The sequence below is a fragment of the Acinetobacter gandensis genome (assembly GCF_001678755.1).
Taxonomy (GTDB): Bacteria; Pseudomonadota; Gammaproteobacteria; order Pseudomonadales; family Moraxellaceae; genus Acinetobacter; species Acinetobacter gandensis.
The window spans coordinates 204287-229262 of the sequence record NZ_LZDS01000025.1 but is presented as its reverse complement, the minus strand read 5'-3'; the positions used below and the strand labels follow the sequence as shown (position 1 = coordinate 229262).

Annotated in this window: 24 protein-coding genes and 1 pseudogene; 17 read left to right on the top strand and 8 right to left on the bottom strand. The window is 39.9% G+C overall.

The features are described 5' to 3' along the window. Positions 1-43 precede the first annotated feature (43 nt). The 8 genes from A9J31_RS09680 (at position 44) to A9J31_RS09655 (ending at position 6085) form a co-directional block, all read left to right on the top strand. The gene (locus tag A9J31_RS09680; protein WP_067764826.1) at positions 44-406 is read left to right on the top strand and encodes a 5-carboxymethyl-2-hydroxymuconate Delta-isomerase; all 363 of its coding nucleotides are present in this window, start codon (positions 44-46) and stop codon (positions 404-406) included. A gap of 279 nt (positions 407-685) precedes the next feature. Then, positions 686-1024, top strand: coding sequence for a YegP family protein (locus tag A9J31_RS09675; RefSeq protein WP_067764823.1), 339 nt, complete (start codon positions 686-688; stop codon positions 1022-1024). Between the two features lie 234 nt (positions 1025-1258). Continuing rightward, the gene (locus A9J31_RS09670; RefSeq protein ID WP_162270488.1) at positions 1259-1891 is read left to right on the top strand and encodes a DUF2939 domain-containing protein; all 633 of its coding nucleotides are present in this window, start codon (positions 1259-1261) and stop codon (positions 1889-1891) included. 35 nt (positions 1892-1926) lie between these two features. Next, the gene (locus tag A9J31_RS09665; protein ID WP_245668223.1) at positions 1927-2373 is read left to right on the top strand and encodes a YybH family protein; all 447 of its coding nucleotides are present in this window, start codon (positions 1927-1929) and stop codon (positions 2371-2373) included. Between the two features lie 142 nt (positions 2374-2515). Next, positions 2516-2911, top strand: coding sequence for an AI-2E family transporter (locus A9J31_RS15435; RefSeq protein WP_081410306.1), 396 nt, complete (start codon positions 2516-2518; stop codon positions 2909-2911). Positions 2912-3034: 123 nt separating this feature from the next. Next, positions 3035-4258 (top strand): AI-2E family transporter, encoded by a 1224-nt coding sequence (locus A9J31_RS15870; protein ID WP_245668222.1) that lies wholly within the window; start codon positions 3035-3037, stop codon positions 4256-4258. Between the two features lie 74 nt (positions 4259-4332). Then, entirely contained in the window at positions 4333-4908 is a 576-nt protein-coding gene (locus A9J31_RS15865; RefSeq protein ID WP_245668221.1) for a GAF domain-containing protein, read from the top strand. A gap of 124 nt (positions 4909-5032) precedes the next feature. Continuing rightward, on the top strand, positions 5033-6085 hold the full coding sequence (locus A9J31_RS09655; protein ID WP_067764798.1) for a DUF1176 domain-containing protein: 1053 nt from the start codon (positions 5033-5035) through the stop codon (positions 6083-6085). A gap of 84 nt (positions 6086-6169) precedes the next feature. On the opposite strand, the gene A9J31_RS09650 is transcribed toward A9J31_RS09655, so the two are convergent. After that, positions 6170-6940, bottom strand: a complete 771-nt coding sequence (locus A9J31_RS09650; protein WP_067764781.1) for a hydroxymethylpyrimidine/phosphomethylpyrimidine kinase — start codon at positions 6938-6940, stop codon at positions 6170-6172. 94 nt (positions 6941-7034) lie between these two features. Here A9J31_RS09650 and A9J31_RS09645 point away from each other — a divergent pair, with 94 nt between their 5' ends. The 3 genes and pseudogenes from A9J31_RS09645 to A9J31_RS15765 all read left to right on the top strand — a co-directional run bounded on the left by A9J31_RS09645 (position 7035) and on the right by A9J31_RS15765 (position 9557). Beyond that, positions 7035-7706, top strand: coding sequence for an HAD-IA family hydrolase (locus tag A9J31_RS09645; protein WP_067764766.1), 672 nt, complete (start codon positions 7035-7037; stop codon positions 7704-7706). A 176-nt stretch (positions 7707-7882) separates the two neighbouring features. After that, positions 7883-9047 (top strand): annotated as a pseudogene (locus tag A9J31_RS09640) (low temperature requirement protein A). A gap of 96 nt (positions 9048-9143) precedes the next feature. Next, positions 9144-9557: a TM2 domain-containing protein gene (locus A9J31_RS15765; protein ID WP_213029713.1), complete on the top strand. Its 414-nt coding sequence runs from the start codon at positions 9144-9146 to the stop codon at positions 9555-9557. 40 nt (positions 9558-9597) lie between these two features. On the opposite strand, the gene A9J31_RS09630 is transcribed toward A9J31_RS15765, so the two are convergent. The 3 genes from A9J31_RS09630 to A9J31_RS09620 all read right to left on the bottom strand — a co-directional run bounded on the left by A9J31_RS09630 (position 9598) and on the right by A9J31_RS09620 (position 11822). After that, positions 9598-10197, bottom strand: coding sequence for a DUF805 domain-containing protein (locus tag A9J31_RS09630; protein WP_067764757.1), 600 nt, complete (start codon positions 10195-10197; stop codon positions 9598-9600). Positions 10198-10279: 82 nt separating this feature from the next. Beyond that, positions 10280-10888 carry a DUF805 domain-containing protein gene (locus tag A9J31_RS09625; protein ID WP_067764751.1) on the bottom strand — a complete coding sequence of 203 codons (609 nt, stop codon included), beginning with the start codon at positions 10886-10888 and terminating at the stop codon, positions 10280-10282. A gap of 310 nt (positions 10889-11198) precedes the next feature. After that, the gene (locus A9J31_RS09620) at positions 11199-11822 is read right to left on the bottom strand and encodes a TetR/AcrR family transcriptional regulator (protein WP_067764742.1); all 624 of its coding nucleotides are present in this window, start codon (positions 11820-11822) and stop codon (positions 11199-11201) included. A gap of 59 nt (positions 11823-11881) precedes the next feature. On the opposite strand from A9J31_RS09620, the gene A9J31_RS09615 reads away from it, so the two are divergent. Then, complete coding sequence (locus A9J31_RS09615) at positions 11882-12766, top strand: alpha/beta fold hydrolase (RefSeq protein WP_067764740.1); 885 nt, start codon at positions 11882-11884, stop codon at positions 12764-12766. A 249-nt stretch (positions 12767-13015) separates the two neighbouring features. Here the strand turns inward: A9J31_RS09615 and A9J31_RS09610 are convergent, their stop codons facing one another. From A9J31_RS09610 to A9J31_RS09600, 3 genes are all read right to left on the bottom strand, one after another. After that, positions 13016-14299, bottom strand: a complete 1284-nt coding sequence (locus tag A9J31_RS09610) for a ribonucleotide-diphosphate reductase subunit beta (protein ID WP_067764737.1) — start codon at positions 14297-14299, stop codon at positions 13016-13018. Positions 14300-14441: 142 nt separating this feature from the next. Next, positions 14442-14570 carry a hypothetical protein gene (locus A9J31_RS15905; protein ID WP_257232760.1) on the bottom strand — a complete coding sequence of 43 codons (129 nt, stop codon included), beginning with the start codon at positions 14568-14570 and terminating at the stop codon, positions 14442-14444. 415 nt (positions 14571-14985) lie between these two features. Further along, the gene (locus tag A9J31_RS09600; protein ID WP_067764722.1) at positions 14986-17817 is read right to left on the bottom strand and encodes a ribonucleoside-diphosphate reductase subunit alpha; all 2832 of its coding nucleotides are present in this window, start codon (positions 17815-17817) and stop codon (positions 14986-14988) included. 588 nt (positions 17818-18405) lie between these two features. Between A9J31_RS09600 and bfmR the strand changes: the two genes are divergently transcribed. Together bfmR and bfmS are read left to right on the top strand one after the other, a co-directional pair. Continuing rightward, on the top strand, positions 18406-19122 hold the full coding sequence (gene bfmR / locus A9J31_RS09595) for a response regulator transcription factor BfmR (protein WP_067764711.1): 717 nt from the start codon (positions 18406-18408) through the stop codon (positions 19120-19122). A 45-nt stretch (positions 19123-19167) separates the two neighbouring features. Beyond that, positions 19168-20835: a sensor histidine kinase BfmS gene (bfmS, locus tag A9J31_RS09590; protein WP_067764708.1), complete on the top strand. Its 1668-nt coding sequence runs from the start codon at positions 19168-19170 to the stop codon at positions 20833-20835. Positions 20836-20928: 93 nt separating this feature from the next. Here the strand turns inward: bfmS and A9J31_RS09585 are convergent, their stop codons facing one another. Then, positions 20929-21285, bottom strand: coding sequence for a hypothetical protein (locus tag A9J31_RS09585; RefSeq protein WP_067764706.1), 357 nt, complete (start codon positions 21283-21285; stop codon positions 20929-20931). Between the two features lie 569 nt (positions 21286-21854). Here A9J31_RS09585 and ndhC point away from each other — a divergent pair. The 3 genes from ndhC (at position 21855) to nuoC (ending at position 24962) form a co-directional block, all read left to right on the top strand. Beyond that, positions 21855-22403, top strand: coding sequence for an NADH-quinone oxidoreductase subunit A (gene ndhC, locus A9J31_RS09580; RefSeq protein WP_067764703.1), 549 nt, complete (start codon positions 21855-21857; stop codon positions 22401-22403). Positions 22404-22409: 6 nt separating this feature from the next. Continuing rightward, positions 22410-23087 (top strand): NuoB/complex I 20 kDa subunit family protein, encoded by a 678-nt coding sequence (locus tag A9J31_RS09575; RefSeq protein WP_067764700.1) that lies wholly within the window; start codon positions 22410-22412, stop codon positions 23085-23087. Positions 23088-23174: 87 nt separating this feature from the next. Then, on the top strand, positions 23175-24962 hold the full coding sequence (nuoC, locus tag A9J31_RS09570) for an NADH-quinone oxidoreductase subunit C/D (protein WP_067764696.1): 1788 nt from the start codon (positions 23175-23177) through the stop codon (positions 24960-24962). Positions 24963-24976 lie beyond the last annotated feature (14 nt).

The window sequence follows — 24976 nt, the reverse complement described above, 5'->3', positions numbered from 1 at the left end:
GCCCTCATAATAGAGCTAATCTCTGTTACAAAGAACTTTTCTTATGCCGCACATTCATGTGGAATATTCAGACAATCTTGCAGTCGAAGCACGTCCATTACTTAAAGCTTTAAATTTGTCTTTATTTGAATCGGGTCATGTAAGCGATGCTAAGGATATTAAAAGTCGTGCAATGGTTCAGCCAGAATTCATTGTGGGTTTAGATGAAAATGCCAACCAAGCTTATATTCATGCCAAAGTATCATTGTTGACAGGGCGCTCAATTGAAGTACAACAACAGATTTCGAATCAATTGCTGCACGTTTTACAGCAACATGTGCCTGTAACGCAGTGTGATGTCCAATTATGTGTCGAGATTTTAGAGATGAATAAAGAGACTTATAGTAAAACCATTATTCAGGCTTAATTGAGTTAATTAAGCTCAGTTGAATGTTTTGTCCTAGCAAATGTTGATGACTGAATCATGAAAAAAACCGGCATTGGCCGGTTTTTTACAGGTCAAATGAAGGAGTTTTTTGCATTAAAAATCACTTCTTTATTGTTTCAACTTTATGTTAATCCACTGATAAAAAAAGCCATTGAAAAGTGTGATCAAGTTCATTTATATTCGAAGAATCAGGCTAACTTTTAAACAATAAATCCTGATGGAATAAAACTAAAATTGATTTAAGAATAGGGGAAAATCATGTCAGGTTGGTATGAAATTAGTCAATCAAGTGATCAGCAATATCGTTTTGTACTGAAAGCAGGTAATGGCGAAGTGATTTTAAACAGTGAGTTGTATAAGGCAAAAGCTTCTGCTGTAAATGGCATTGAATCAGTTCAAAAAAATAGCGCGGATGATAGCCGTTTTGAGCGTTTGACCGCAAAAAATGGTAAGCCATATTTTAATTTGAAAGCCGCGAACCATCAGATTATTGGTAGCAGTCAGTTTTATGCGAGTGAGCAATCTCGTGATAAAGGCATTGAGTCGGTAAAAACCAATGGTTCTACCACGACCATTAAGGATCAAACGGTCGCATAGAGAGCATTAGATTTGGTATTTTGATTAGAGAGTTTTCACTGAATATCTGAGTCGTTCTTGGTGTAATAGTTCTGTCTGTAATAGATGGATATGAGATGTCTGTGAAGGCTTTGTAATTAGACTGAATGAAAGTGAAAAATATACAGCATTCAAAGGTATATGGATGTACCTGAACTACATCTTGAAGTGTGGTGAATCATGATAAAACAGCATCGAATAGGGGTATATAGTCTCGTGAGTGCTTTTGCACTCACGTTGCTTATTTGGCTTGCATCCCCTTATTGGGTTTTGTTTCAAATACACCAAGCTTATGAGCAAAATCAACCTGAAAAAATCTCAAAGTATATCGATTATGCTGCAGTAAAAAGTAGTCTTAAACCGCAAATTCAACAATGGGTAGTTCAGCAGTTCGCGTTGAATCAGATGCCTAAGTTTGTGCAAAAGTGGGGGATGCCATTTAGTGCGAATTTGAGTGATGCTGCTGTGGAGGTGATCGTTAACCCGACGAGCTTAATGCTTTTAATGCAAGGACAAGCAATAAAAGACAGTGTAAACATCGCTGAACTTCGACATTTAGAGCAATTACAGGACTGGTCTAATTCATTCAACAAGGAGGTAATTGCACAAGAAAAAAATCAGCTATCACCTTCATTCACTTTTCAGCCCAACAAGACCGTCGAAAATCTGCAAGTTGGGCAGAAGCCACAAGCAATACGACCAACGACAAAATATCGAGCATGGAATCGCTTTGATATAGAGGTCCCTGTTCGCACAGCTGCAAAAAACGCCCAATTTACGATTTTTAGTATGCAGCGTAGCGGTGTAAGTTGGAAAATAGTGGCAATACAACTGCCGCATTCAATGTAAGTCATCAAAGGCAAAAATTATTCAAGGCTGAATATATGTCAGAACAAATGAAAGTTGTAGGCAACCTTGTTGCTGGTGAAGAAATTAAAGCATTTTTAAACAGTTGGGATGAGGTGCTTTGCCAATTAAATATTGAAAAAATTGCAGAATACTGTGCTGCTGATGTGAGTTTTTTTGATGCGAGTTGTCAAATGCAGGGACTGATGTCTTATCAAAAAATGTGGGAATTCTATAGTGACTATTTCCGAGAAGGGCTTAAAGTTTTTCGTCGTGAAGTGGTCATTCATACGGATGAACACTTAGCTTTTGTGCATTGTTATTCTATGGTTGATCAAATGAGTGGCGTTCCAACGCCGGGGAATTCATGGTGTCGCTCCAGTATGGGACTGCGCAAAGCCAAAGGAAAGTGGAGAATTGTCCATCAACATGTATCTGTCCCAGTTGATTTAGTAACACATCAAAGCAAACCCATTCATTTTTAAAAGTTCGAGCACAAGTTATAGTTTGAACCTGAGCTTGTGCTGCATGCTTTTTTATTTGCAAATTATTACAGGAATATTGTACTCAATTGTGCTTTATCAGCCTAAATTAAAAAACAATAACCCATGATTCAGGACAATAAAAATGGATCATAAAAATAATAAAATTCGACCACAAAACACCACTGAAACGGATTCAGTACAACAGAGTTTGCAAGACTTGCAACAACAAGAGCTTGCCCCTCAAGGCGATTTACAAAAGCTCATTCGCATTACTGCGGGCTTTATTATTTCCACAATCGTAATTGCGGCACTGTACCTAGGCAAAGATATTTTAATTCCTTTGGCCTTGGCCGTGCTTTTGGCATTTTTGGTAGATCCATTAGTTATGCGTTTACGCAAATGGGGACTACCGCAAATGCCTTCCATCATATTGGTCGTGACGATGGTTTTGGCAATACTCTCAGGAGCTGCAACCTATTTGGGTTATCAGTTGGGGCAGCTCAGTCAGCAATTGCCGCAATATCACGGTACTATTTAAAAGAAATTAAATTCAGTTCGTCAATTTACCCAAGGACCAAGTGTTTGGGATGGGGCAAAAACCACGCTTGATACAGTAGAAACTTCGATTGATAAAGCAGTTCCAGAGGAAAAAGAACCTGGTGTGCAAAAAGTCAAAGTGGTCGGGCAAGAGCAAACTAACGCAGAAGCAGCAATGGCGTGGAGTGATAAAGTACTCAGTCCTTTAGCTACAGCCGGTATTGTTTTTCTGTTTGTGATTCTAATTTTGGTCAATCGAAAAGACCTGCATGACCGTTTTCTAAAATTGCTCGGTGGTAACTTAAATATCGGCACAGACGCTCTAGATGAGGCAGCTAATCGCATCGGAACCTATTTACGGATGCAATTGATGGTGAATGTCACCTATGGCATTCCGATGGCATTGGGGTTGTGGCTTATTGGTGTGCCTGCTGCAATCATGTGGGGAATGGTTGCGATTGTGATGCGTTTTGTGCCTTATGTCGGCCCGATGATTTCAGCAATTTTTCCAATTACCCTAGCATTTGCAGTTGATCCGACATGGAATATGGTGCTGTGGACAGTTGGTTTAATTTTATTACTCGAACTTATTAGTAATAATATTATTGAACCTTGGTTATATGGTGAAAGTACGGGACTTTCTACCTTAGCAATTATTTTGGCAGCAACTTTTTGGACTACATTGTGGGGACCAATTGGTCTGATTCTATCAACGCCACTCACCGCATGTTTATTGGTGCTTTCGAATTATGTGCCATCTTTAGGCTTCTTTAGAATATTAATTGGTAATGCACCGGCATTAACTCCTTATGAGCGTTTTTATCAGCGTTTAGTTGCCGATGACGTACAAGATGCAATGGATGTCGCGCAGGGATTTATCGATGAGAAATTGCTGAAAAATGCCACAGAAGAGCTAAAGGTGCGCCGTATTAATGCCTTTTACGATCAAGTGGCGATCCCAGCGATACGCATTTTTTCAAAAGGTCATAATACCGAGGCCAGTGCAGAGCATCGATTGAGCCTACATCAAGGTCTAAAACTGTTTAATCAACAATTCCAGCACGCTTATCCATTTAAGCCGAGTAGTGCTGAAGCTGAAGTCTATTGTGCCGGCGCGCGTTGGGAAATAGACGTGCAAGTTTCTTCAATGTTGGCGCATGGTTTAAATGTGCGCGGAGTTGCTGCACAAGCATTTGATGAAGTGTTAATTCAAAGTCAACAGGCTAATTTTGTCAAAATGAGTGACAGCATTCAGATCGTATGCATCTCAATTTTCCACACGGCACCTGAGGCGCAAATTCGGTTATTAAGCCATATCATTCGCCGTCAATATCCCGATAAAAACTGATTATCGCGTTATGGAGTTGTGCCGATATTCAGCAATTAGATGAAATCAAAGCCAAGTTTGATGTGGATGCAGTAGTGAATAATCTGAATGACTTATTGCTCAGTATAGATGCCTTACAAATGAGACAAGGTGAATTGTGGTTAGATGAGCCTGATCCTAAGGAAGAAGCTATACGCTTGAAAGCTTTGCAGGATTTAAATGTATTGGATGAACGTAATTTGCCATTGTTTGAGCAATATATTGAAGAGGCACGACAAGCTTTTGATGTGAAATATGCACAAATCTCATGGGTTAAAGAAGACTGGGTCTATACACCGGGGAGTTTGTTGGCTAAAGCGAGTGATCAACCGATGCAGGTACGCCAATCGAAGCATGATGCGATTTGCAGCCATTTGGTGTATCAAAATGAAAGCTTAATCATTCACGATTTACAACGAGATCCTCGTTTCGCTCACTTACCTGAGTTATTACATAATCGTATTCGATTTTATGCGGGGGTTGCTTTACGCAATAGTGATGGAATTGCCTTGGGAAGTTTTTGCGTGCTAGATCGTGAACCACAAAGCATGACTGAAGATGATATGAACTTACTCAAAGGTTTGGCTGCCGATTTAATGCAGACATTGAGCAATGAAAAATTGCGCCGCTAAAAGCTAGAGGCTTTACAGCAGTCTAGAGATAGCTAAGCCCGACATCGCAAAAATAACTTTTCTGCTGGTGTTTATAGGCAAACAGTTTTACCATGGAAGAGGTTATAAAATTTGAGCCAAGGGCATGAAAAATAATAATTTCATATGGCAATGCCTGTTTGGCCTAGCAGCGGCATTCGGCAGTGTTTTGAGCCATGCTCAGATACAGGGTAATTATTTTTCCCATAAGGATTGGGAGATTGCCTGTGATAATACTGGGACTTGTCGTGTAGCAGGTTATCAAGCAGATAATCAAAGCCATAGTATTTCAGTGTTACTGCAACGTGCGGCTGGGGCACAAGCACAGGTCAGTGCGCGTGTTAAAATTGATCGTGAAGCTTTTGGTCGAGAGCTAAAACAATTACAACTTTTTATAGCGGGACAATCGTTTGGTTTTGTCAAAATAGACAGCAAAACAGATGAAGGTCAGTTAAGCATTGCTCAAACTCAGAAATTAATACAAGCCTTGCAGGGTAAAGAGCCAATTCTGTGGAAATGGAATAAGTTTACTTGGGCTTTATCTGTCGATGGTGCAAGTGCAGTACTGCTGAGAATGGATGACTTTCAAAAGCGTATAGGGACAAATTCTGCCTTATTACGTAAAAGCACAGCTTCTTCTGATCAAGTTTTAAAGCCAAAAAATATTCCCAAAGTGAATATAAATAGCTATGTAAAGGGTTTGCAAGCGCGGCACTTAATTCATTCCGCAACCTCAAAACAAATATTCAAGCAAATTAAGCATACAACAACAGCAGAAGATTGTCCTTTGGTCTTTGATACGAACTTTTCAGCGGATGATCGTGTCGTGGTCTTTCCTTTAAACAGTCAATATGCCGTGGTTGAAGTTCCATGTTGGCGGGGTGCTTATAATGTTGGCAATGGCTATTGGGTGATGGATCGCCAGTTGAAGCAAGTTAAGCAAATGGTCACAGGGACTGGTAGTAGTTTTAGTGAAGGTCAAATTTTTTCAAATCAACGTGGTCGTGGTATTGGTGATTGTAACAGTGTGGAAGAATGGTCTTGGACGGGCAAGCGCTTTATTAAAACCTATCAAGCACGTACCGAAATGTGTCGTGGATTTGCTGGCGGTGCGTGGGATATTCCAACACTCATTTACCGTGTTCAGCTTAGCTCTTAGCTGAATAATCAGCTGTCATGAGAATAAAAAAAGCCCTAAATGAATTTAGGGCTTTGACTTTAAATATGACTTTACATGAATAGATTATCCAAATCGTTTCGGCATTTTTTGTCCACCTTCGACAGGGGATTCGGCATTTTTCAACACACCAAATAACCATGTTTCAGCATGATGAACTGCTGTTTTTAATGCATCCCCTTGGGCCAAACGACCTGCAATAAAGCTGGCTAAGGAGCAGCCTGATCCATGATATTCACCTGCTAAACGCGGACAACGCGTTTCAGAAACAAGCTCGCCATTCATATATAAACTATTTTGAATGTAGTCAGGGGTATCTTCATGACCGCCTTTGACCAATATTGCTTTCGCTCCCATTTCAAATAGCTTAGCAGTTGCTACTTGAATATCTTGTTCTCCAGTTAAAGCTCTCAGTTCAACTGTATTTGGAGTAATAATTGTTGCCAGTGGAATCAACTCAATGAAAGCTTTCACAAGGGTTGCTTGGTCTCCCAATGAACCACCACTATTTGCGACTAATACAGGGTCGAGCACATAACTATACTCGGTATGTTCACGAAGAAAATCAGCAAGTGCAGCAATATTATCAGTGGTTCCTAACATGCCTGATTTTACAGTGCGAATAGGCAGATCACCGACCACAGCATTGGCTTGAGCGAGCAATAATTCACGAGGTGTCGCTTCAAAAGAAAAGACCTGCTGTGAATTTTGAACGGTTAATGCGGTACAGGCAATTGCGGCATGTGCACCACTTTGACCGATTGCTTCAATATCGGCTTGGAGGCCAGCACCACCTGATGGATCAAGACCAGAAAAGCAAAGTACTGTAGGGCGCACAATGATGTCCTTAAAATATTAAATTTGCGATAGTATAGGCAAAATCGGGTCAACACTCGATAGTCTTTTTGCTGAAGTGAATAGGGTGTAGTCTGTGATTAAGAATATATTGATCGATCTAGATGGAACATTAACCGATCCTAAAGTTGGGATTACTACTTCGGCGCGTTATGGCCTGGAAAAAATTGGGCATCCTATAGCTGAAGATCTGAATATTGACTGGATTATTGGCCCGCCTCTTAAAGCATCTTTAGCTAAACTTTTGAACGTGGACGTGTCTGATGTGTTGGCTGATCAAGCTTTACAAGGTTACCGTGAACGGTTTGCTGTGACAGGTTTATATGAAAATAAAGTCTATGTGGGTGTCGCTGAAACTTTAGCGCAATTAACGCAGCAAGGTTTCCATTTGTATGTTGCAACAGCAAAGCCAACGGTTTATGCCCGCCAAATATTGGAACATTTTGATTTAGCCCAATATTTTAAGGCAATTTATGGTAGTGAGCTGAATGGTGAACGTACCAATAAAGGTGATTTGATTGAATATATTTTGCAGCAAGAACAGCTTCATGCTGCTGAATGTGTGATGGTTGGTGACCGTGAATATGACATTTTAGGTGCGCGCCGCAATCAAATTCAGGGTATTGCTGTGAGCTATGGTTATGGTAGTAGTGAAGAGATTCAACATGCCGCGCCTGCCAAAATTATTCATACATTTAGTGATTTACCAGATATGGTCGCAGTCTTAAATCAAGCCAAGGTATCTTGAACATTCTTATGGATAGCGGCTTAGGTCGCTATTTACATAAAACTATTTATAACTTCACTCGAAATTTATATTTCATTAGATGTAAGAAAAGAGCAGCATAAAGTTTTGTAAACAGCCTTGTATCTATATCATGCTTTTGAAAAAATTCAGACATAAAACAACAAAGCTGATAATGCATGTCTAAGTCTCTGCAATTACCCCAAGAATGGCTAAAACCACTTTTTCCACGCGACCCGCATGAAAAACACCGTGTCGCGACTTCATTAGAATTACTGTTCGATTTAATCTTTGTGGTTGCCATTGTGACAGCAGGGCAACAATTACATCACGCCATTATTGAAAATCATTTGGCACAGGGTCTAACACTATATGGCATGGTCTTTTTTGCTTTGTAGTGGGCATGGATGAATTTTAGTTGGTTTGCATCGGCTTATGATAATGATGATGCACTTTATCGAATTCTCACCTTTGTGCAGATCATTGGTTCATTGGTAATAGCAGCGGGCATACCGAGTGCATTTCAGCAGCAAGATTTTGATGTAATTATTATTGGTTACGCCATCATGCGTCTAGGCTTGGTGACACAGTGGTTTCGTGTTGCGAGAAGTGATACAGCACGTCGTAAAACAGCACTACGTTATGCCTTTGGCATCATCCTTGTTCAAATTGGATGGCTATTTTTCCATTTTTCGCCCATTCATTTTAGTGTTTATTTATTTGTTTTACTTGCTATTGCTGAACTGTGTACCGATTTTTGCTGAATCCCACAATATGACGCCATGGCATGCGCATCATATTTCAGAACGCTATTCATTGCTGACGATTATCGTGTTAGGTGAGTCTATTGTCGGTTGCTCATTGGCAATGGCTGATGCGCTAAATAATCAACGCTTTAGTACTGAACTCATTTTTCTGATGGTGGGTGGTTTGATGATGATGTTCACTATGTGGTGGTCGTACTTCGATACTAGTATCGCAGAGCGACTGAACAGCAGAAAAATGGCTTTCACATGGGGTTATGGGCATTTCTTTGTCTTTATTAGTATTGCTGCGATTGGTGCAGGTTTGGCCGCGGCAGTCGATGTGGTTTCTCATGAAGCGATGATTAGTTCGGAAAAAGAAAGCTACTTTGTGGCGATTAGTTTAATACTCTATACCACCAGTTTGTATTTATTGCATGAGTTACATCACCAGCATGGATGGAAAAAAATTCTCTATCCTTTAACTGTCGTGATAGTGCTGTGTATCCCATTATTGCTTAAGCCAGCAGGCTATGCCATTTTTGCGATGGCTGTGGTCTATGCACTGCGATTGATGTTTTCTAAATGTTATTTAGCATGATAAGCTAATGATATAATTTAATTAATATGTCTTTGTGTTATTTTAAATACTTACGATAAAGACAATAGAAAAAGAGAATAACGAGAGGATGGTTGTATGAAAGGGCAAATATTGGATTTTTCCGTCCAAAGCAATACGGGGGTAATTAGTGGTGATGATCAAAATCGTTACCACTTTACGGGGAGTGATTGGAAAGGCCAAAATGCTCCAGCACGCGGGCAATTTGTTGATTTTGAGACGAATGGAATTGGGCAAGCTACAAATATTTATTTAGTTGCTGTACCTTCTGCGTTGGGAACACAATATGGTCAAAAGAGTCGCATTGTGGCAGCAATTTTGGCTTTTTTTCTCGGCGGTTTCGGGATTCACAAGTTTTATTTAGGGCGAATAGGTTGGGGTATTGTTTACCTGTTATTTTGTTGGACATTTATTCCTTCAATTGTCGCTTTTATTGAGTTCATTATTTATCTATGTACATCTGATGAAGACTTTGCACGCAAATATGGCTAAATTGAATCTTGAAAATGTAAAAGGCGCTTGAAGCGCCTTTTTATATTTGAAGATCACGAGCGGGTTGTCCCCATTGATTATTTTCCGCTTTGGTATCGGTTGCCCACCAGATAATAAGCGGAATAAAACCAATAATGGTTAACATTAAAAGTTGCCACCAACCAGAACGTCCAGTGTCATGTAAGCGTCGTGCGCCAACTGCTAAACTTGGAACCAATAAAATTAAGCTTGAGATATTTTCTAGCCAAGGGTCACTACCAATAATATAATCACAAACGGAAGCAAGGACAGTGACTAACATACAAAATAACCAAAAGTACCAAAACTCTTTGCGACGAGATCGACCTTCAAAAACAGCAAATTGCTTGAGTGGTTTAAAAGACCACGCAAAGAAATCGTAATTTTCCTCTTCTTCGCTAAAATTGGGTTGAGCATTGTGCTGAAACGAATTTTGCTGTAACGCAATATAAACTTGCACAGCTTGGCCAGTTTCATCTATTGCAAAGTCAACAGTGTCGCCTCGCATAGGAGGCCTTTGAGCATGCCAATCAGCACCAGTGAACGAGTAGTGTTTTTGGTCTTCAGCACTAATAATGCCTGTATTAGTTTGAATTGAAAAATCTAATATTTGACCCTTCATATTATTCTCAAGTTATGGTGTTAAAAATTAAATTTACATTTTAATGAAGAGGTGAGTGTGAACACCTCTCTATATTTTTTAGCTATTTTGCAGGTTGTCCCCATTGATTGACTTCAGCTTTTGTTTCGGTAGCAAACCAGATAATAAGGATGATTGCACCAATCAGGGGAATTAACGCAATGAGATACCACCAGCCTGATTTGCTTAAGTCATGTAGACGACGTACAGAAACAGCTAAACTCGGAATTAATAATGCCAATACGATGAGGGCATAAAGTACAAACTCGGTTCCGATGACAGAATCAATGATTTGAGCGATGATGAGTATGATGAATTGCACTAGCGTAAAAAACCAAAACTCTTTACGACGTGCACGGCCTGTGAAATTGGCATAGTTTTTAAGGCATTTTACAAACCAATCAATCATATTAAATTGTGACTCTGCTTGGTCTTGGTTTGATATTTTATCAAGCTGTTCGGTTAAGTTGTAGATTGGATTTGAACTGCTTAAGGCAGTAAATACCTGTACCGCTTTTCCTTCAGGATTAATGTCGAAGTCAACATGATCACCACGTTTTGGCGTATTTTGTCCTCGCCATTCTGCCCCTGTAAATTCATAACGCTTTTGGTCATCGGCGGTGATAATGCCTAAATTGGTTTGAATTGAATAATCTAGAATTTGACCTTTCATTTTTACCTCTATTATTATGTGCGTTATTTTGAAAATGATGTATTTTTTACTGATTTATCATAGCAGATTTGTTTAAAATTCAAACAAAATATCTTTTTAAGCTGTTGTATTGAGATTCTTTTTATATAAAAAAGCGGAACACATTGGTTCCGCTTTTTTTGCATTTTACTCGTCAAACGACACATAGCTTGTCATTAGTATAATAATCAAATCAGCATCTTAATTCTTCTAACGAATCATATGACATCATACTACGACTCAACTGATGTCATTATGGGTTTAAAACGACTCAAACTGTGTCATTTTCCGTTCAATTCATATGTAACATATTTGCAAGGAGCATATTTAAACCTAACTCAAAAATTTTCTCTTGATCTTTTTCTGTCCAGTATGATTTAGCGTCATCCAATAAAGGATATGCGTCTAATTTTAGGCTGTGATTTGCAAGCTGATATCCTTTCGCTTCATCAATCCCCATTCCGATTAAGTAGTAATTTAAAATTCTTAGAAAGTAACTAGCATCTTTTACCGCTAGGTTTGCATTTTTAAAAACTAATAAAATACTATTCAAAAATTTATATCCAATATCTGTATTTAATGGATGTACAGCTAAGATCGGAAAAAATTTTGGATATTCCTTAGCTAATGTTCTCCATTGTTTTGCTATATGAATTAATTGTTCTTTTGGATCTTCTATTAGGTTTTGAAACATAATTTTTGAAATTAAAAAATCGACAATTTGATCAAGAATTTGTTCTTTATTCTTCATATGATAGTAAATACTCATCGCTTCACAATTTAGCTTTTGAGCAAGTTTACGCAAACTGAAACCTTCTATTCCCTGTTCTTCAATCATCCCTAAAGCAGTTTGAATGATCAAATCTTTGGACAAATTTACTTTTGATTTTTTCTGATTCTCAGTTTGATTTGACATAAAAATGGTTACCTTATAATCTAACTTACAGTGTAAGTCTAACAAAAGAAGGAAAAATAATGAAACACACATTACAGACTTGGGAGCAACAAGGAAATTACTCAGCTTTTAAGAATTATAAAATTTTCTATAAGTTTTCACCTAAACCAGATAGCCCAACCATTTTCCTCATTCATGGCTATCCCACGAGTTCATTTGATTGGGCAAAAATTTGGGATACTTTAAAAGATGATTATCAATTAGTTGCTATAGATTTACTTGGGTTAGGATTTTCAGATAAACCCAATAGATATGTATATTCTGTCCAAGGTCATGCGGATCAATGCATTTCTTTACTTGAAGAATTACAGCTACAGAATATTCATTTGATAGGACATGATTTGGGCGTTGGCATCATCCAGGAATTACTCGACCGACAACAGAAGAAGCTTTTATCATTTCAGATTAAATCATCTGTTTTTATGAATGGTAGTTTATTTCCTGAAGTTTATCGTCCTCGCCTTATCCAAAAACTTATGGCTTCTTTTGTTGGGCATATTATTACAACGTTTTTATCTTTTCGTGTTTTCTCAAAAAACATGAAAAATATGTTTGATCAAAAGACTCAGCCGAGCCATCTAGATTTACAACAATGGTATCAACTATTAAATATTAATGAAGGAAAGAAAAGTTTAGTTCAATTGAATCGTGCGATTTTTGAAAGATTTAAACATCGAGATAGATTGGTAGGTGCGTTGATCAACAGTCAAATTCCTATGCTACTCATCAATGGAAAAAGAGATCCTAATTCTGGTGAACATATGGCACAAAGATATAAAGAAATTATTCCTAATCCACATGTGATTGAACTTGAGGATTGTGGACACTGGACTCCTTGGGAACAGCCAAGCAGAGTAGAAAAAGAAATAAAAACTTTTTTGTCTTCATTTCTTACCACTAATTAATTTTTTAGTTCCTTGTGTACGAGCAAAAAATCAAAGAGTTGTTGTTTCCACTATTGAAGCTCTTTAATTTTCCTAAAATTAATATAATAAACACTATGAAAATCTTTTAAGAGCAATAGGTTAATACTTTAAAAAAATCCCATTCATGCTGAATGGGATTTTTTCTATGACAACTTATGTGTCGTCTAATGACAAACTATGAGTCGTAAATGACAAACAATGAGTCGCATGACGTTACTGAGTAAATTATTACCAGCTTAACGCGCCACCAGTTTGGTAGTCAGTTACGCGAGTTTCGAAGAAGTTCTTCTCTTTACGCAAGTCCATCATTTCTGACATCCACTGGAATGGGTTATTCACACCAGCAAATTGTTCAGGTAAGCCTAATTGGCTTAAACGACGGTTACAGATGAACTTCAAGTATTCTTCCATCATCGCTGCATTCATACCCAATACACCGCGTGGCATAGTGTCACGTGCGTATTCAATTTCAAGCATTGTACCTTCAAGAATCATCTGAACGATTTCTTCTTGGAACTCAGCAGTCCATAGGTGAGGGTTCTCAATCTTGATTTGGTTAATCATGTCGATACCAAAGTTCAAGTGCATAGACTCATCACGTAGGATGTATTGGAATTGCTCGGCAACACCATTCATCTTATTACGGCGACCCATAGACAAGATTTGGCTGAAACCACAGTAGAAGAAGATACCTTCAAGCACGCAGTAGAAAGCGATCAAGTTGCGAAGCAAGATTTGGTCAGTTTCAGGTGTACCTGTTTTGAAAGTAGGATCACTTAAAGACTGAGTATATTTCAGACCCCAAGCCGCTTTACGGGCAACTGATGGAATTTCACGATACATGTTGAAGACTTCGCCTTCATCCATACCTAAAGATTCGATACAGTATTGGTAAGCGTGTGTGTGAATCGCTTCTTCAAAAGACTGACGCAAAATGTACTGACGGCATTCTGGGTTAGTAATGTGACGGTAGATTGCAAGAACCAAGTTATTTGCAACCAATGAGTCAGCAGTCGAGAAGAAACCAAGTGAACGCATTACAATAGTACGTTCATCTTCAGTTAAACCATTTTCAGACTTCCACAATGCGATGTCTTGAGTCATGTTGACTTCTTGAGGCATCCAGTGGTTTGCACATCCGTCTAGGTACTTTTGCCAAGCCCATTCGTATTTGAATGGTACAAGTTGGTTTAAGTCGGCGCGGCAGTTGATCATCGCTTTATCATCAACTTGAACACGCTGAGCACCCATTTCAAGCTCTTCTAAGCCAGGTGCAACATCTAGATTTTCTAAGGCGTTAGATGCTCTTGCCAACGGATCGGTTGGATCTGTTGCTCGACTTGAATTGGTTCGAGTGGGTTGTGCAGCTGCCAAATTCGGCGATGAGTGCTGTGCATGAGATACCACTTGCGAATCAGTCGTTTTCTTCGGTTCGACGGGCGCAGGCTGGTTAGCTTGTGCAGCTTGTTTCGGTTCATCATCTTCGAAATCGTCCCAACTTAGGATAGACATATCAATTCTCTCTACGTTGCTTTATATCTTTTATAGACATCCAGTCGCGCTGAGATGTCCTACTATACGCTCAATTTGAGTAAGCAAAATCAAGTTTTGTCGATGGATGCTCTAATTTTATTCGGTAGAGCAAATATCCCCACTACTTATTTTGATTACGCGTTTTATATGCCTTAAACCAGAAATAGGCAATCGGGACATAAAAAGTCAAAATAAAGGAAACCACCAAGGCAATTAACCCTAACTGATAGTTATGCGTCATATGTGGCATGGAGGTTTCCTAATTATTGCTAATCCATTTAAATGAACGGATTAGCTATATTTTGTAAGTAAATTGATAGCTTAAATACCAAGTATGGTATAGCTGTCAAAATACATATATCCCATAGTGTTTTAATTAATTTGAATATTTTTGAGCAAATTAAACTAATACACTTCAACAAAACATGTGCTACATAAGAATCTCTGAATCTCAATGCCCACAGTATTGTTATTGTAAAACTTACAACCGCTTGAAGAGACTTACGTTCTTCAGTGGTTAAATCAATTTTTCTTCCAAAGATATCTTTTCTTTTTTTCATAATCGTTCCTTTCAGAATAATTACGCTATACGCGGCCAACGTTATAGAGATTTTCAGAGAGGCCACGTGAGTAGCCTAATTTCTGATTTCGATACCTTTAGTTAATTATTGACAAGCTTCACAATCAGGGTTGTCAATTGAACATGCCATTGGCACTGGAGCCGCTTGACCAAAACCTTCTTCTTCAGCAGCAACTTCAGCTTTAGGTTCTTCTTTTGCAACCGCAGCAACAGGTGCGGCAACTGTTGTTGGTTTCACTGCGTTTAATGCGCCAGTGTTAATGGTTGATTTTTCAGCAGATGTAGCACCCAATGCGCGTAGGTAATAAGTCGTCTTAAGACCACGTAACCACGCCATTTTGTAAGTCATATCTAGTTTCTTACCGTTTGCACCAGAGATGTAAAGGTTAAGAGACTGAGCTTGGTCGATCCATTTTTGACGACGCGATGCAGCATCAACAATCCAACGTGGCTCAACTTCGAACGCAGTCGCGAAGATTGCTTTAAGCTCTTCAGGAATACGTGCAATTTTTTGTACCGAACCTTCGAAGTGTTTCAGGTCATTTACCATTACAGAGTCCCAAAGACCACGGTCTTTCAATGCGCGAACTAGGTAAGGGTTGATCACTGTGAATTCACCAGAAAGGTTAGATTTCACATACAAATTTTGGAATGTTGGCTCGATTGATTGAGACACACCACAAATGTTCGAAATGGTTGCAGTCGGAGCAATCGCCATTACGTTTGAGTTACGCATACCGTCTTTTTGAACTTTGGCACGTAAAGTGTCCCAGTCTAAACGTTGTGTACGGTCAACTTCGAACATACGGTCTGGACGAGACTTCGCAACGATGTCTAAAGAGTCGATTGGTAAGATACCTTGATCCCACAATGAACCTTTAAATGTTTCGTAAGTACCACGTTCAATTGCAAGGTCGCTAGACGTTTGAATTGCGTAGTAAGAAATCACTTCCATAGATTCGTCTGCAAACTCTACAGCAGCATCAGAACCGTAAGCCATCTTCATTTCATATAGTGCATCTTGGAAGCCCATGATGCCCATACCAACTGGACGGTGTTTCAAGTTCGAATTACGCGCTTGAGGAACAGCGTAGTAGTTAATGTCAATCACGTTATCGAGCATACGAACAGCAGTTTTTACTGTACGCGCAAGTTTTTCACGATCTAGTACGCCGCCTTGAACGTGTTGTACAAGGTTGATCGAACCTAAGTTACATACCGCGATTTCGTCTTGGTTTGTATTGAGTGTGATCTCAGTACACAAGTTCGATGAGTGAACAACGCCCACGTGTTGCTGTGGAGAACGTAAGTTACATACGTCTTTAAATGTGATCCAAGGGTGACCAGTTTCGAACAACATAGAAAGCATTTTGCGCCATAAATCTTTTGCACGGATTTTCTTATGAAGCATGTTGGTTTCTTTCGCAATGCCTTCGTAGTAAGCATAGCGTTCTGCAAACTCGCTACCTGTTAAGTCATGCAGGTCAGGTGTTTCAGATGGTGTGAATAGTGTCCATTCAGCATCTTCAAACACACGTTGCATAAATAAGTCAGGAACCCAGTTTGCTGTGTTCATGTCATGCGTACGACGACGGTCATCACCCGTGTTTTTACGAAGCTCTAGGAATTCTTCAATGTCCAAGTGCCAAGTTTCTAGGTATGCACATACTGCACCTTTACGTTTACCACCTTGGTTTACTGCAACGGCAGTATCGTTGGCAACTTTAAGGAAAGGTACAACACCTTGAGACTTACCGTTTGTGCCTTTGATATAAGAGTTCAATGCACGAACAGGTGTCCAGTCATTACCTAAACCGCCTGCCCATTTAGACAACATTGCGTTATCACGCATTGCGCCATAAATGTTGTAAAGGTCATCGGCAATTGTAGTTAAGTAGCAGCTAGATAACTGTGGACGTAAAGTACCTGAGTTAAATAGTGTTGGTGTAGATGCCATGTAGTCGAAGCTAGATAACAAATTGTAGAACTCGATTGCACGAGCTTCTTTATCTTGTTCATTTAGCGAAAGACCCATCGAAACACGCATGAAGAACAATTGCGGTAATTCGAAACGTACGCCATCCGAGTGGATGAAGTAACGGTCAAATAATGTTTGTAGACCTAAGTAAGTAAATTGGTTAGAGCGTTCTGGTTGAATCGCCGCAGCCAATTTTGCAAGGTCAAAGTTTAATAAGTCTGGAGAAAGAAGATCTAACTCGATACCTTTCTTCAAGAAAGTTTCAAGTGCATCTGCTTCATTGGTGTCAGCAGCTAAGCCTAAGAATTCTAAACCGGTTGCAACAAGGTCGTTACGAAGTAAGCGTGCAGTCACATAGGTGTAGTTAGGTTCTTGTTCGATACGGGTACGAGTTGCCATCATCATGGTTGTAGAGATGTCAGACTCTTTTACGCCGTTGTAAAGGTTTTTTACAGTTTCATCGATGATCGCTTGAACATCGATACCTTCTAAGCCTTCAGCAGCTTTCGCAATGCTTGCTTCTAAAGCACCAAGATCAAGTGGTTTAAGTTGACCATTTGAACCAGTCACTTGAAGTGTAGGGTGGTGATTTGCACCTGTTTGTTTACGCGCTTCAGCACGTTGCTCACGGTAAATCACGTAAGAGCGAGCAACTTTTTGCTCACCTGTACGCATAAGCGCAAGTTCAACCTGATCCTGAATTTCTTCAATATGGATTGTACCGCCAGAAGGTAAACGGCGGTTAAAAGTATTCAATACCATTTCAGTTAATTGAGAAATACGGTCGTGAATACGGCTGGAGTCAGCGCTTTGCTGGCCTTCAACGGCCAAAAATGCTTTACCAATTGCGACAGATATTTTTTCCGCGTCAAAAGGTGCAACGTCACCGGTGCGTTTAATCACCTGAATTTGACCAGGGGTTGAATTCGTTACGCTCATGCTAGCATAGCTCCATTTGTCATCTATTTTTATGTTATGGACCGTTTGAACTGGGCAAAAACTATGCCACAGTGTTTGAGGTTTAAACACAAGACCTAGTGGTTTAAAATTAATTGAACACAAGATACGGGAAAATTTAGGGTAGATCAATATTGACATTCATCTAAAAAGTTTGGTCAGTTTGAACAGCTTTCCGTTGCGTCAAAATCCCTGTTTTTTATCTTTGTTGTATATGCCTTATTGGACAAGGGCATAGCATAGCAAAGTCAGAAAATTGTGCTTATAGATAACATTGTGGATAACTAAATAAACCCAGAAAAACTTGTGAATTAACTAGTCAGTTTTTATGCGATCAAAATCTTACTAATTTTTAATTTGTTGATTATGTGAGCAATGCATCAAATAAATGAATAGTGAATCAATTCACATAAATTGGCTGGTTAAAAATTATTACAAAATACGATATTGATGTATCAGTTTCGTGAATGTCATCTTGTTTACAATGTAAACGTGTGTATATTGCAAATTATATTTAAGCGTATCTATCGGATTTCAAATAGGATACGCCCACCAAATAAGGGGCAGTCAATGAGCCAAGAAGAAAAGTTACCTAAAATTTTAATTGTTGAAGATGATGAGCGTCTCGCTCGTTTAACTCAGGAATACTTAATCCGTAATGGACTTGAAGTTGGGGTAGAACCAGACGGTAACCGTGCAATCCGCCGTATTATCGCTGAACAACCAGATATGGTATTGCTTGATGTGATGCTTCCTGGTGCAGATGGTTTAACCATTTGCCGTGAAGTTCGTCCACATTACCATCAGCCAATTTTAATGTTGACTGCACGTACTGAAGATATGGACCAAGTATTGGGTCTAGAAATGGGTGCAGATGACTATGTCGCTAAACCTGTTCAACCACGTGTATTGCTTGCGCGTATCCGTGCATTATTACGCCGTACAGACAAAGCACCTGAAGATGAAGTTGCACAGCGTATCGAATTTGATGACCTGGTTATTGATAATGGTGGTCGTTCAGTAACGCTGAATAACGAATTGGTTGATTTCACAAGTGCAGAATACGATTTGTTGTGGTTGTTGGCTTCAAATGCGGGTCGCATTTTATCTCGTGAAGATATTTTTGAGCGTCTACGTGGTATTGAGTACGATGGTCAAGACCGTTCAATCGATGTACGTATTTCACGTATTCGTCCAAAAATTGGTGATGATCCAGAAAACCCGAAACGTATTAAAACCGTACGTAGTAAAGGTTACTTATTTGTGAAAGAAACCAACGGCATTTAATGTAAAATGCCGAACCACACTTTGGCCATGTAGGACACTTCATACGTGTTTAAACACAGCATATTCTTGCGCGTCTATGCAGGACTATTGATATTAGTCTTTCTCGTCGCAACATTCGGCTATTTGCTGGTACAAATTATTAACTACCAGCGCGCGCAAGAGTATCGTGAGTCTCTTACCGATGGGCTTGCCTTTATTATTAGTGAAGGCATAGCGCGTCAGCCAAATGAGCAGCAAAAGTCAGATTGGGTGTCTGATGCATCGGATTTGCTTGAGTTGCCCATCTATTATGTTAAGTCGAATCAAGTCGATTTAACCCGTGCGGAATCCAAACGAATTGAAGAGCGTAAAGCTGTTGTTCGTTGGGATGCACAAACCACGGCTGCATATATTATTTTGGGTTTAAAAGACGACCCTGAGCATTTGCTTTATATCAAGGCTGATAATATTACCGAACGCCAGATGAAAGCATTGCCTGTCTTCATTCTTGATTATTTGGTTTATTACCCTGGTCAAGAAAAGCAGTATTTAGAAAAAATTCAGCATCATTTTTCTTATCCTATTTCCATTCAGAGTGTTCAAAATTTACCACTAGATTCGGAACAAATAGGCCGTCTCAGACTCGATCACAGCATTATTTTATATCGTGATAGTGCAACTGAGCGTGGTACAACGATTTCAATCGTTTCACCTATTCCAAGCTCAACCTCTGAAGTTTTGGTTATGGGGCCTGTGCCGCTATTTAATTGGATGCCATTCCAATTGGCAGCAGGGATCACCTTGCTTAGCTTGTTTGTCTTGAGCTTGGGTGTGTATGGTTTGTTAATTCCAATGCAGCGCAAACTGCGTGCAGTAAATTATGCATTGAATAAAATGAAGGGTGGTGATTTAACTGTACGTCTACCTGTAGATGGTACAGATGAGTTTGGTACTTTGGCGTCTAGCTATAACTCGATGTCTGACCATATTGAGCGTTTAATTGAGGCGCAACGTGAATTAATGCGTGCGGTATCGCATGAGTTGCGGACACCTGTTGCGCGTATTCGCTTTGGCGTAGAAATGATGGCGGATGAAGATGATTATGACTATCGTCAGCAGCAAGTCGAACAGATTGATAAAGATATTGAAGCGCTGAATACTTTAATTGATGAAATCATGACTTATGCCAAACTTGAGCAGGGCATGCCATCTTTAGAATTTGAAGATGTCAGTCTGTTTGAAGTGTTGGATCAAGTATTGATTGAAACTGAGGCACTCAAAACCGGCAAACAGCTTGAGCTGCAAGCTCCACCTATAGGTGTGATTGTTGAAACCGAACGTCGTTATTTGCACCGTGTGATTCAAAACTTGGTCGGTAATGCGGTGCGTTATTGTGATGATCGCGTATTGATGAGTGGTGGTGTTGATGATGATGGAATGGCCTATATCTGTGTAGAGGATGATGGGCCTGGTATTCCAGAAGAAGATCGTCAGCGTATTTTTGATGCTTTTGCGCGTCTAGATGATAGTCGTACTCGTGCATCGGGTGGTTATGGTCTCGGACTTTCCATTGTGAGTCGTATTGCCTATTGGTTTGGTGGTACGGTGGTGATTGATGCAAGCCCTGAGTTGGGTGGGGCACGTTTCACAATGCGTTGGCCTGCTACACGTTTTAAAAAGCAATCCAAGCGTAAAGCAGAGTTGAAGGATTCAAACGAGCCTGATGCAAATTAAAGACGTTATTGCTTATCATTTTATTTAAGACTTTAAAAAAGCCATTCAATTTTGAATGGCTTTTTTATATTGGCTTTATTGAATTAAATAAACTTATTCGGTAATTGTTGCATCTGGCTCAATAATGGGCTTGCCATCTTTTAAAGCCGCGAGAGCATCGGCATTGAAATCAATTAATAGTGAATTATTTTTGGCATCAATTGAATAATTGCTAATGAGCTTTTGATCGCCATTTAAAGTTTCGAGCTTATATTCATCTGCAATGTTCATAATACCGTTTAAATTAGTGGTTGCAGAAGCAAAGTCTTGGCGAAGTAATTCATAAACATCGCGTAAATCAAAAATCGCATTCTGAGCATCTGGGTGCTTTTCTAAATAGTTTTTAATGTGATGGATCACAAGCTGCGCAGATAGAAAATAATCCGGTTTATGCGTGAATTCTAAAGTCATTATTGTCTCTCCGTTGTGATTGCTTATTGTGTTTTATCTACCAATATCACACTCTTTAAATTGGATGTCAAAGTGTTGCAAAAAATCCACAACAAAGCCCAATTTGAGTAAATAGGAGATTTCCAAGGCTAAACGGGAGGGATGTTTTTTTTGTGCCGATGAACAACTTAATTTGTTCAGTAATTCATCTAAAATAGGTGTAACTTGTATTTAGAAAATAAATAGTCTATTTCATCAATTCTTGCAAAAAGAAGTAATCCTACTTAATTCATGCGCCTTTTTTAATAAAACTAGCCAGTCATAATTTTTGTAAAAAATCCACTAAGTAGAAAAAATAATAAAAAATTTAAATTTAATTCATATAAGCGATCAATCCTAATTTTAAGGGAGTAAAGCTGACTTTAATGCTGAAATGATTAAAAAATCATCCTAAAGACGAATACCGATAAGCTAGCAACAAGCCGTGTCAATCAGGTACAATTGGCGGGATTAATTTTGTGTTTGGTGTATTTGAAGGCCAATACATACATTCTTTGTTAATAAATAGGCCTGCCAGGAGTTATCCCCGCATGAGTGCCATTACTCCATACGATTGGGCAATTATTGCCTTCGTGATCGGCGTTACATTCCTTTGCGTCTTTATGCTGACCGTCCCTTTACTCCTTGGGGGTAAATCATGGGGTCGTGCTAAGCAAGAGCAGTTTGAGTCAGGTGTAGTAGGTGCTGGTGGTGCACGTATTCGCTTGTCTGCGAAATTCTATTTAGTTGCAATTTTCTTCGTCGTGTTTGATATCGAAGCACTTTACCTTTATGCATGGGCATCATCTGTTCGTGAGACAGGTTGGGTTGGTTTTGCAGCTGCAGCAGTCTTTATTTTAGTTTTACTTGCTGGTTTGGTTTATGAGTTGTCTACTGGTGGTTTAAATTGGTCACCTTCTGACAAACGTAAAGCGGCCGGAATTAAACCTAAAGTTGGTTCGCCAAATATGGACATCGCAGAAATCACACGCTTTAACTCTATTGAAGAGTTGGTTATGGACCCTACGGGTCAAATTCCAGCGCAATCATCTGGTCGTGTGAAACCTAAATCACCGACTGCATCATCTGACAAGGAGTAATACGGGATGAAATATACCTTAACCCGTGCGAATCCGGATGCTGACCAATATCCACTTCAAGAGCGTCAAATCGTTACAGATCCGCTTGAAGAAGAAGTGAATAAAAATGTGTTCATGACTCGTTTAGAGGACGTGGCACATACAGCAGTAAACTGGGGTCGTAAGAACTCAGTTTGGCCGTTTAACTTTGGTACATCGTGCTGCTACGTAGAGTATGCAACGACTTTAACAGGCGTGCATGACTTGTCACGTTTTGGTGCCGAGGTTATTCGTGCTTCACCACGTCAGGCTGACTTGATGATTGTTGCAGGTACTTGCTTCATGAAAATGGCGCCTGTAATTCAACGTTTGTACGAGCAAATGCTTGAGCCTAAATGGGTAATCTCAATGGGCGCATGTGCAAACTCTGGTGGTATGTACGACATTTATTCAGTTGTACAAGGTGTGGATAAAATCATCCCTGTCGATGTATATATCCCAGGTTGCCCACCACGTCCTGAAGCTTTAATTCAGGCATTGATGTTATTGCAAGACCAGATTCAACTTGAGCGCCGACCACTTTCTGCGGTTATTGGTGATGATCTTAAGCCAGTGTATAAGCCAAAGATGATGCCAGAACGTGACCGTAAAAATGCAGAGCGTATTGCGGTGAAAAACCTGCGCTCAATGGATGAAATTAAATAATCTTTACGATGAAATATTGATACACCCGGTCTGGGTGTAATTGTCGTTTTGATTGACTGAATTTGTATTAAATAGGAAGCCAAGCTAATGGCTGAAACTGACATTGCTATGCCAGAATCAACGCCTGTTGATTCACGCCCTGCATTTGCAATTGTAGAAGAGCTCAAAACCAAGTTTGGTGAGAACTTCTACGTGCAAACGACTTTTGAAGACTTTCCAACAGTCTGGGTTGAGCGCGCACGTGTACAAGAAGTTTTAATGTTCTTGCGCACAGTGTCACGTCCATACGTGATGCTATTTGACTTGTCTGCGGTAGATGAACGTTTACGTACGCACCGCGATGGTCTACCTGCGTCTGACTTCACTGTGTTCTATCATTTGTTATCGCTTGAACGTAACTCGGATATCCGTATTAAAGTTGCGTTGTCTGAAAATGATGTAAATCTTCCGACTGCGACTAACATTTGGCCGAATGCCAACTGGTATGAACGTGAAGCTTACGACATGTTTGGTATTAATTTCGAAGGGCATCCAATGCTCCGTCGTATCTTGTTGCCAACTTACTGGGAAGGTCATCCACTTCGTAAAGAATATTCTGCGCGTGCGACTGAATACACACCGTATATGCAGAACCAAGCGAAACAGGATTACGAACAAGAACATCTTCGTTTTGTACCTGAAGATTGGGGTATGAAGCGCGGCAATGATGACGAAGACTTCATGTTCCTAAACTTGGGTCCTAACCATCCATCTGCGCACGGTGCATTCCGTGTGATCTTGCAGTTGGACGGTGAAGAAGTGAAAGACTGTGTGCCTGATATCGGCTATCACCACCGTGGCGTGGAAAAAATGGCTGAGCGTCAAACTTGGCATTCATTCATTCCGTATACAGACCGTGTTGACTACTTAGGTGGTTGTGCGCAAAACATGCCTTACGTACTTGGCGTAGAGCAAATGGCAGGCATCACTGTTCCAGACCGCGCGCAATGTATCCGTGTCATGATGTCTGAATTGTTCCGTATCAATAACCACTTATTGTTCATTGGTACAGCAATTCAGGATGCTGGTGGTATGACACCTGTATTCTATATGTTCGCCGATCGTCAAAAAATCTATGACGCAATCGAAGCGATCACAGGCTACCGTATGCACCCAGCATGGTTCCGTATCGGTGGTACTGCTCACGACTTGCCAAACAACTGGCAGCACCTCATTCGCGAAATCCTGGACTGGATGCCGAAGCGTATGAACGAGTACTACACAGCAGCATTGAAAAACTCAGTGTTCATTGGTCGTACCCGTAACGTTGCTCAGTACGATGCAAAATCTGCATTGGCTTGGGGCGTAACAGGTACTGGTCTACGTGCAACAGGTATTGATTTCGACGTACGTAAATACCGCCCTTATAGTGGTTATGAAAACTACGACTTCGACGTACCACTTGAGTACGAAGGCGATGCTTATGCGCGTGTGATTGTTCACTTCCGTGAAATTGAAGAATCACTAAAAATCATCAAGCAATGTTTAGATAACATGCCTTCTGGTGCACATAAAGCAGACCATCCACTGGCTGTTCCACCACCAAAAGACAAGACTTTACAAGACATCGAAACTTTGATTACGCACTTCTTGAGCGTGTCATGGGGTCCTGTAATGCCAGCAGGCGAAAGCTCTGTAATGGCGGAAGTGGTAAAAGGCGCGTCGAACTACTACTTGACTTCAGACAAGTCAACCATGAGTTACCGTACCCGTATCCGTACACCAACTTTCACGCATTTACAGCAAATGCCTTCTGTGATTAACGGCAGCTTAATGTCTGACTTAATCATTTATTTAGCGACAATTGACGTCGTAATGGCTGACGTGGATCGCTAAGGGGTAATCGCATT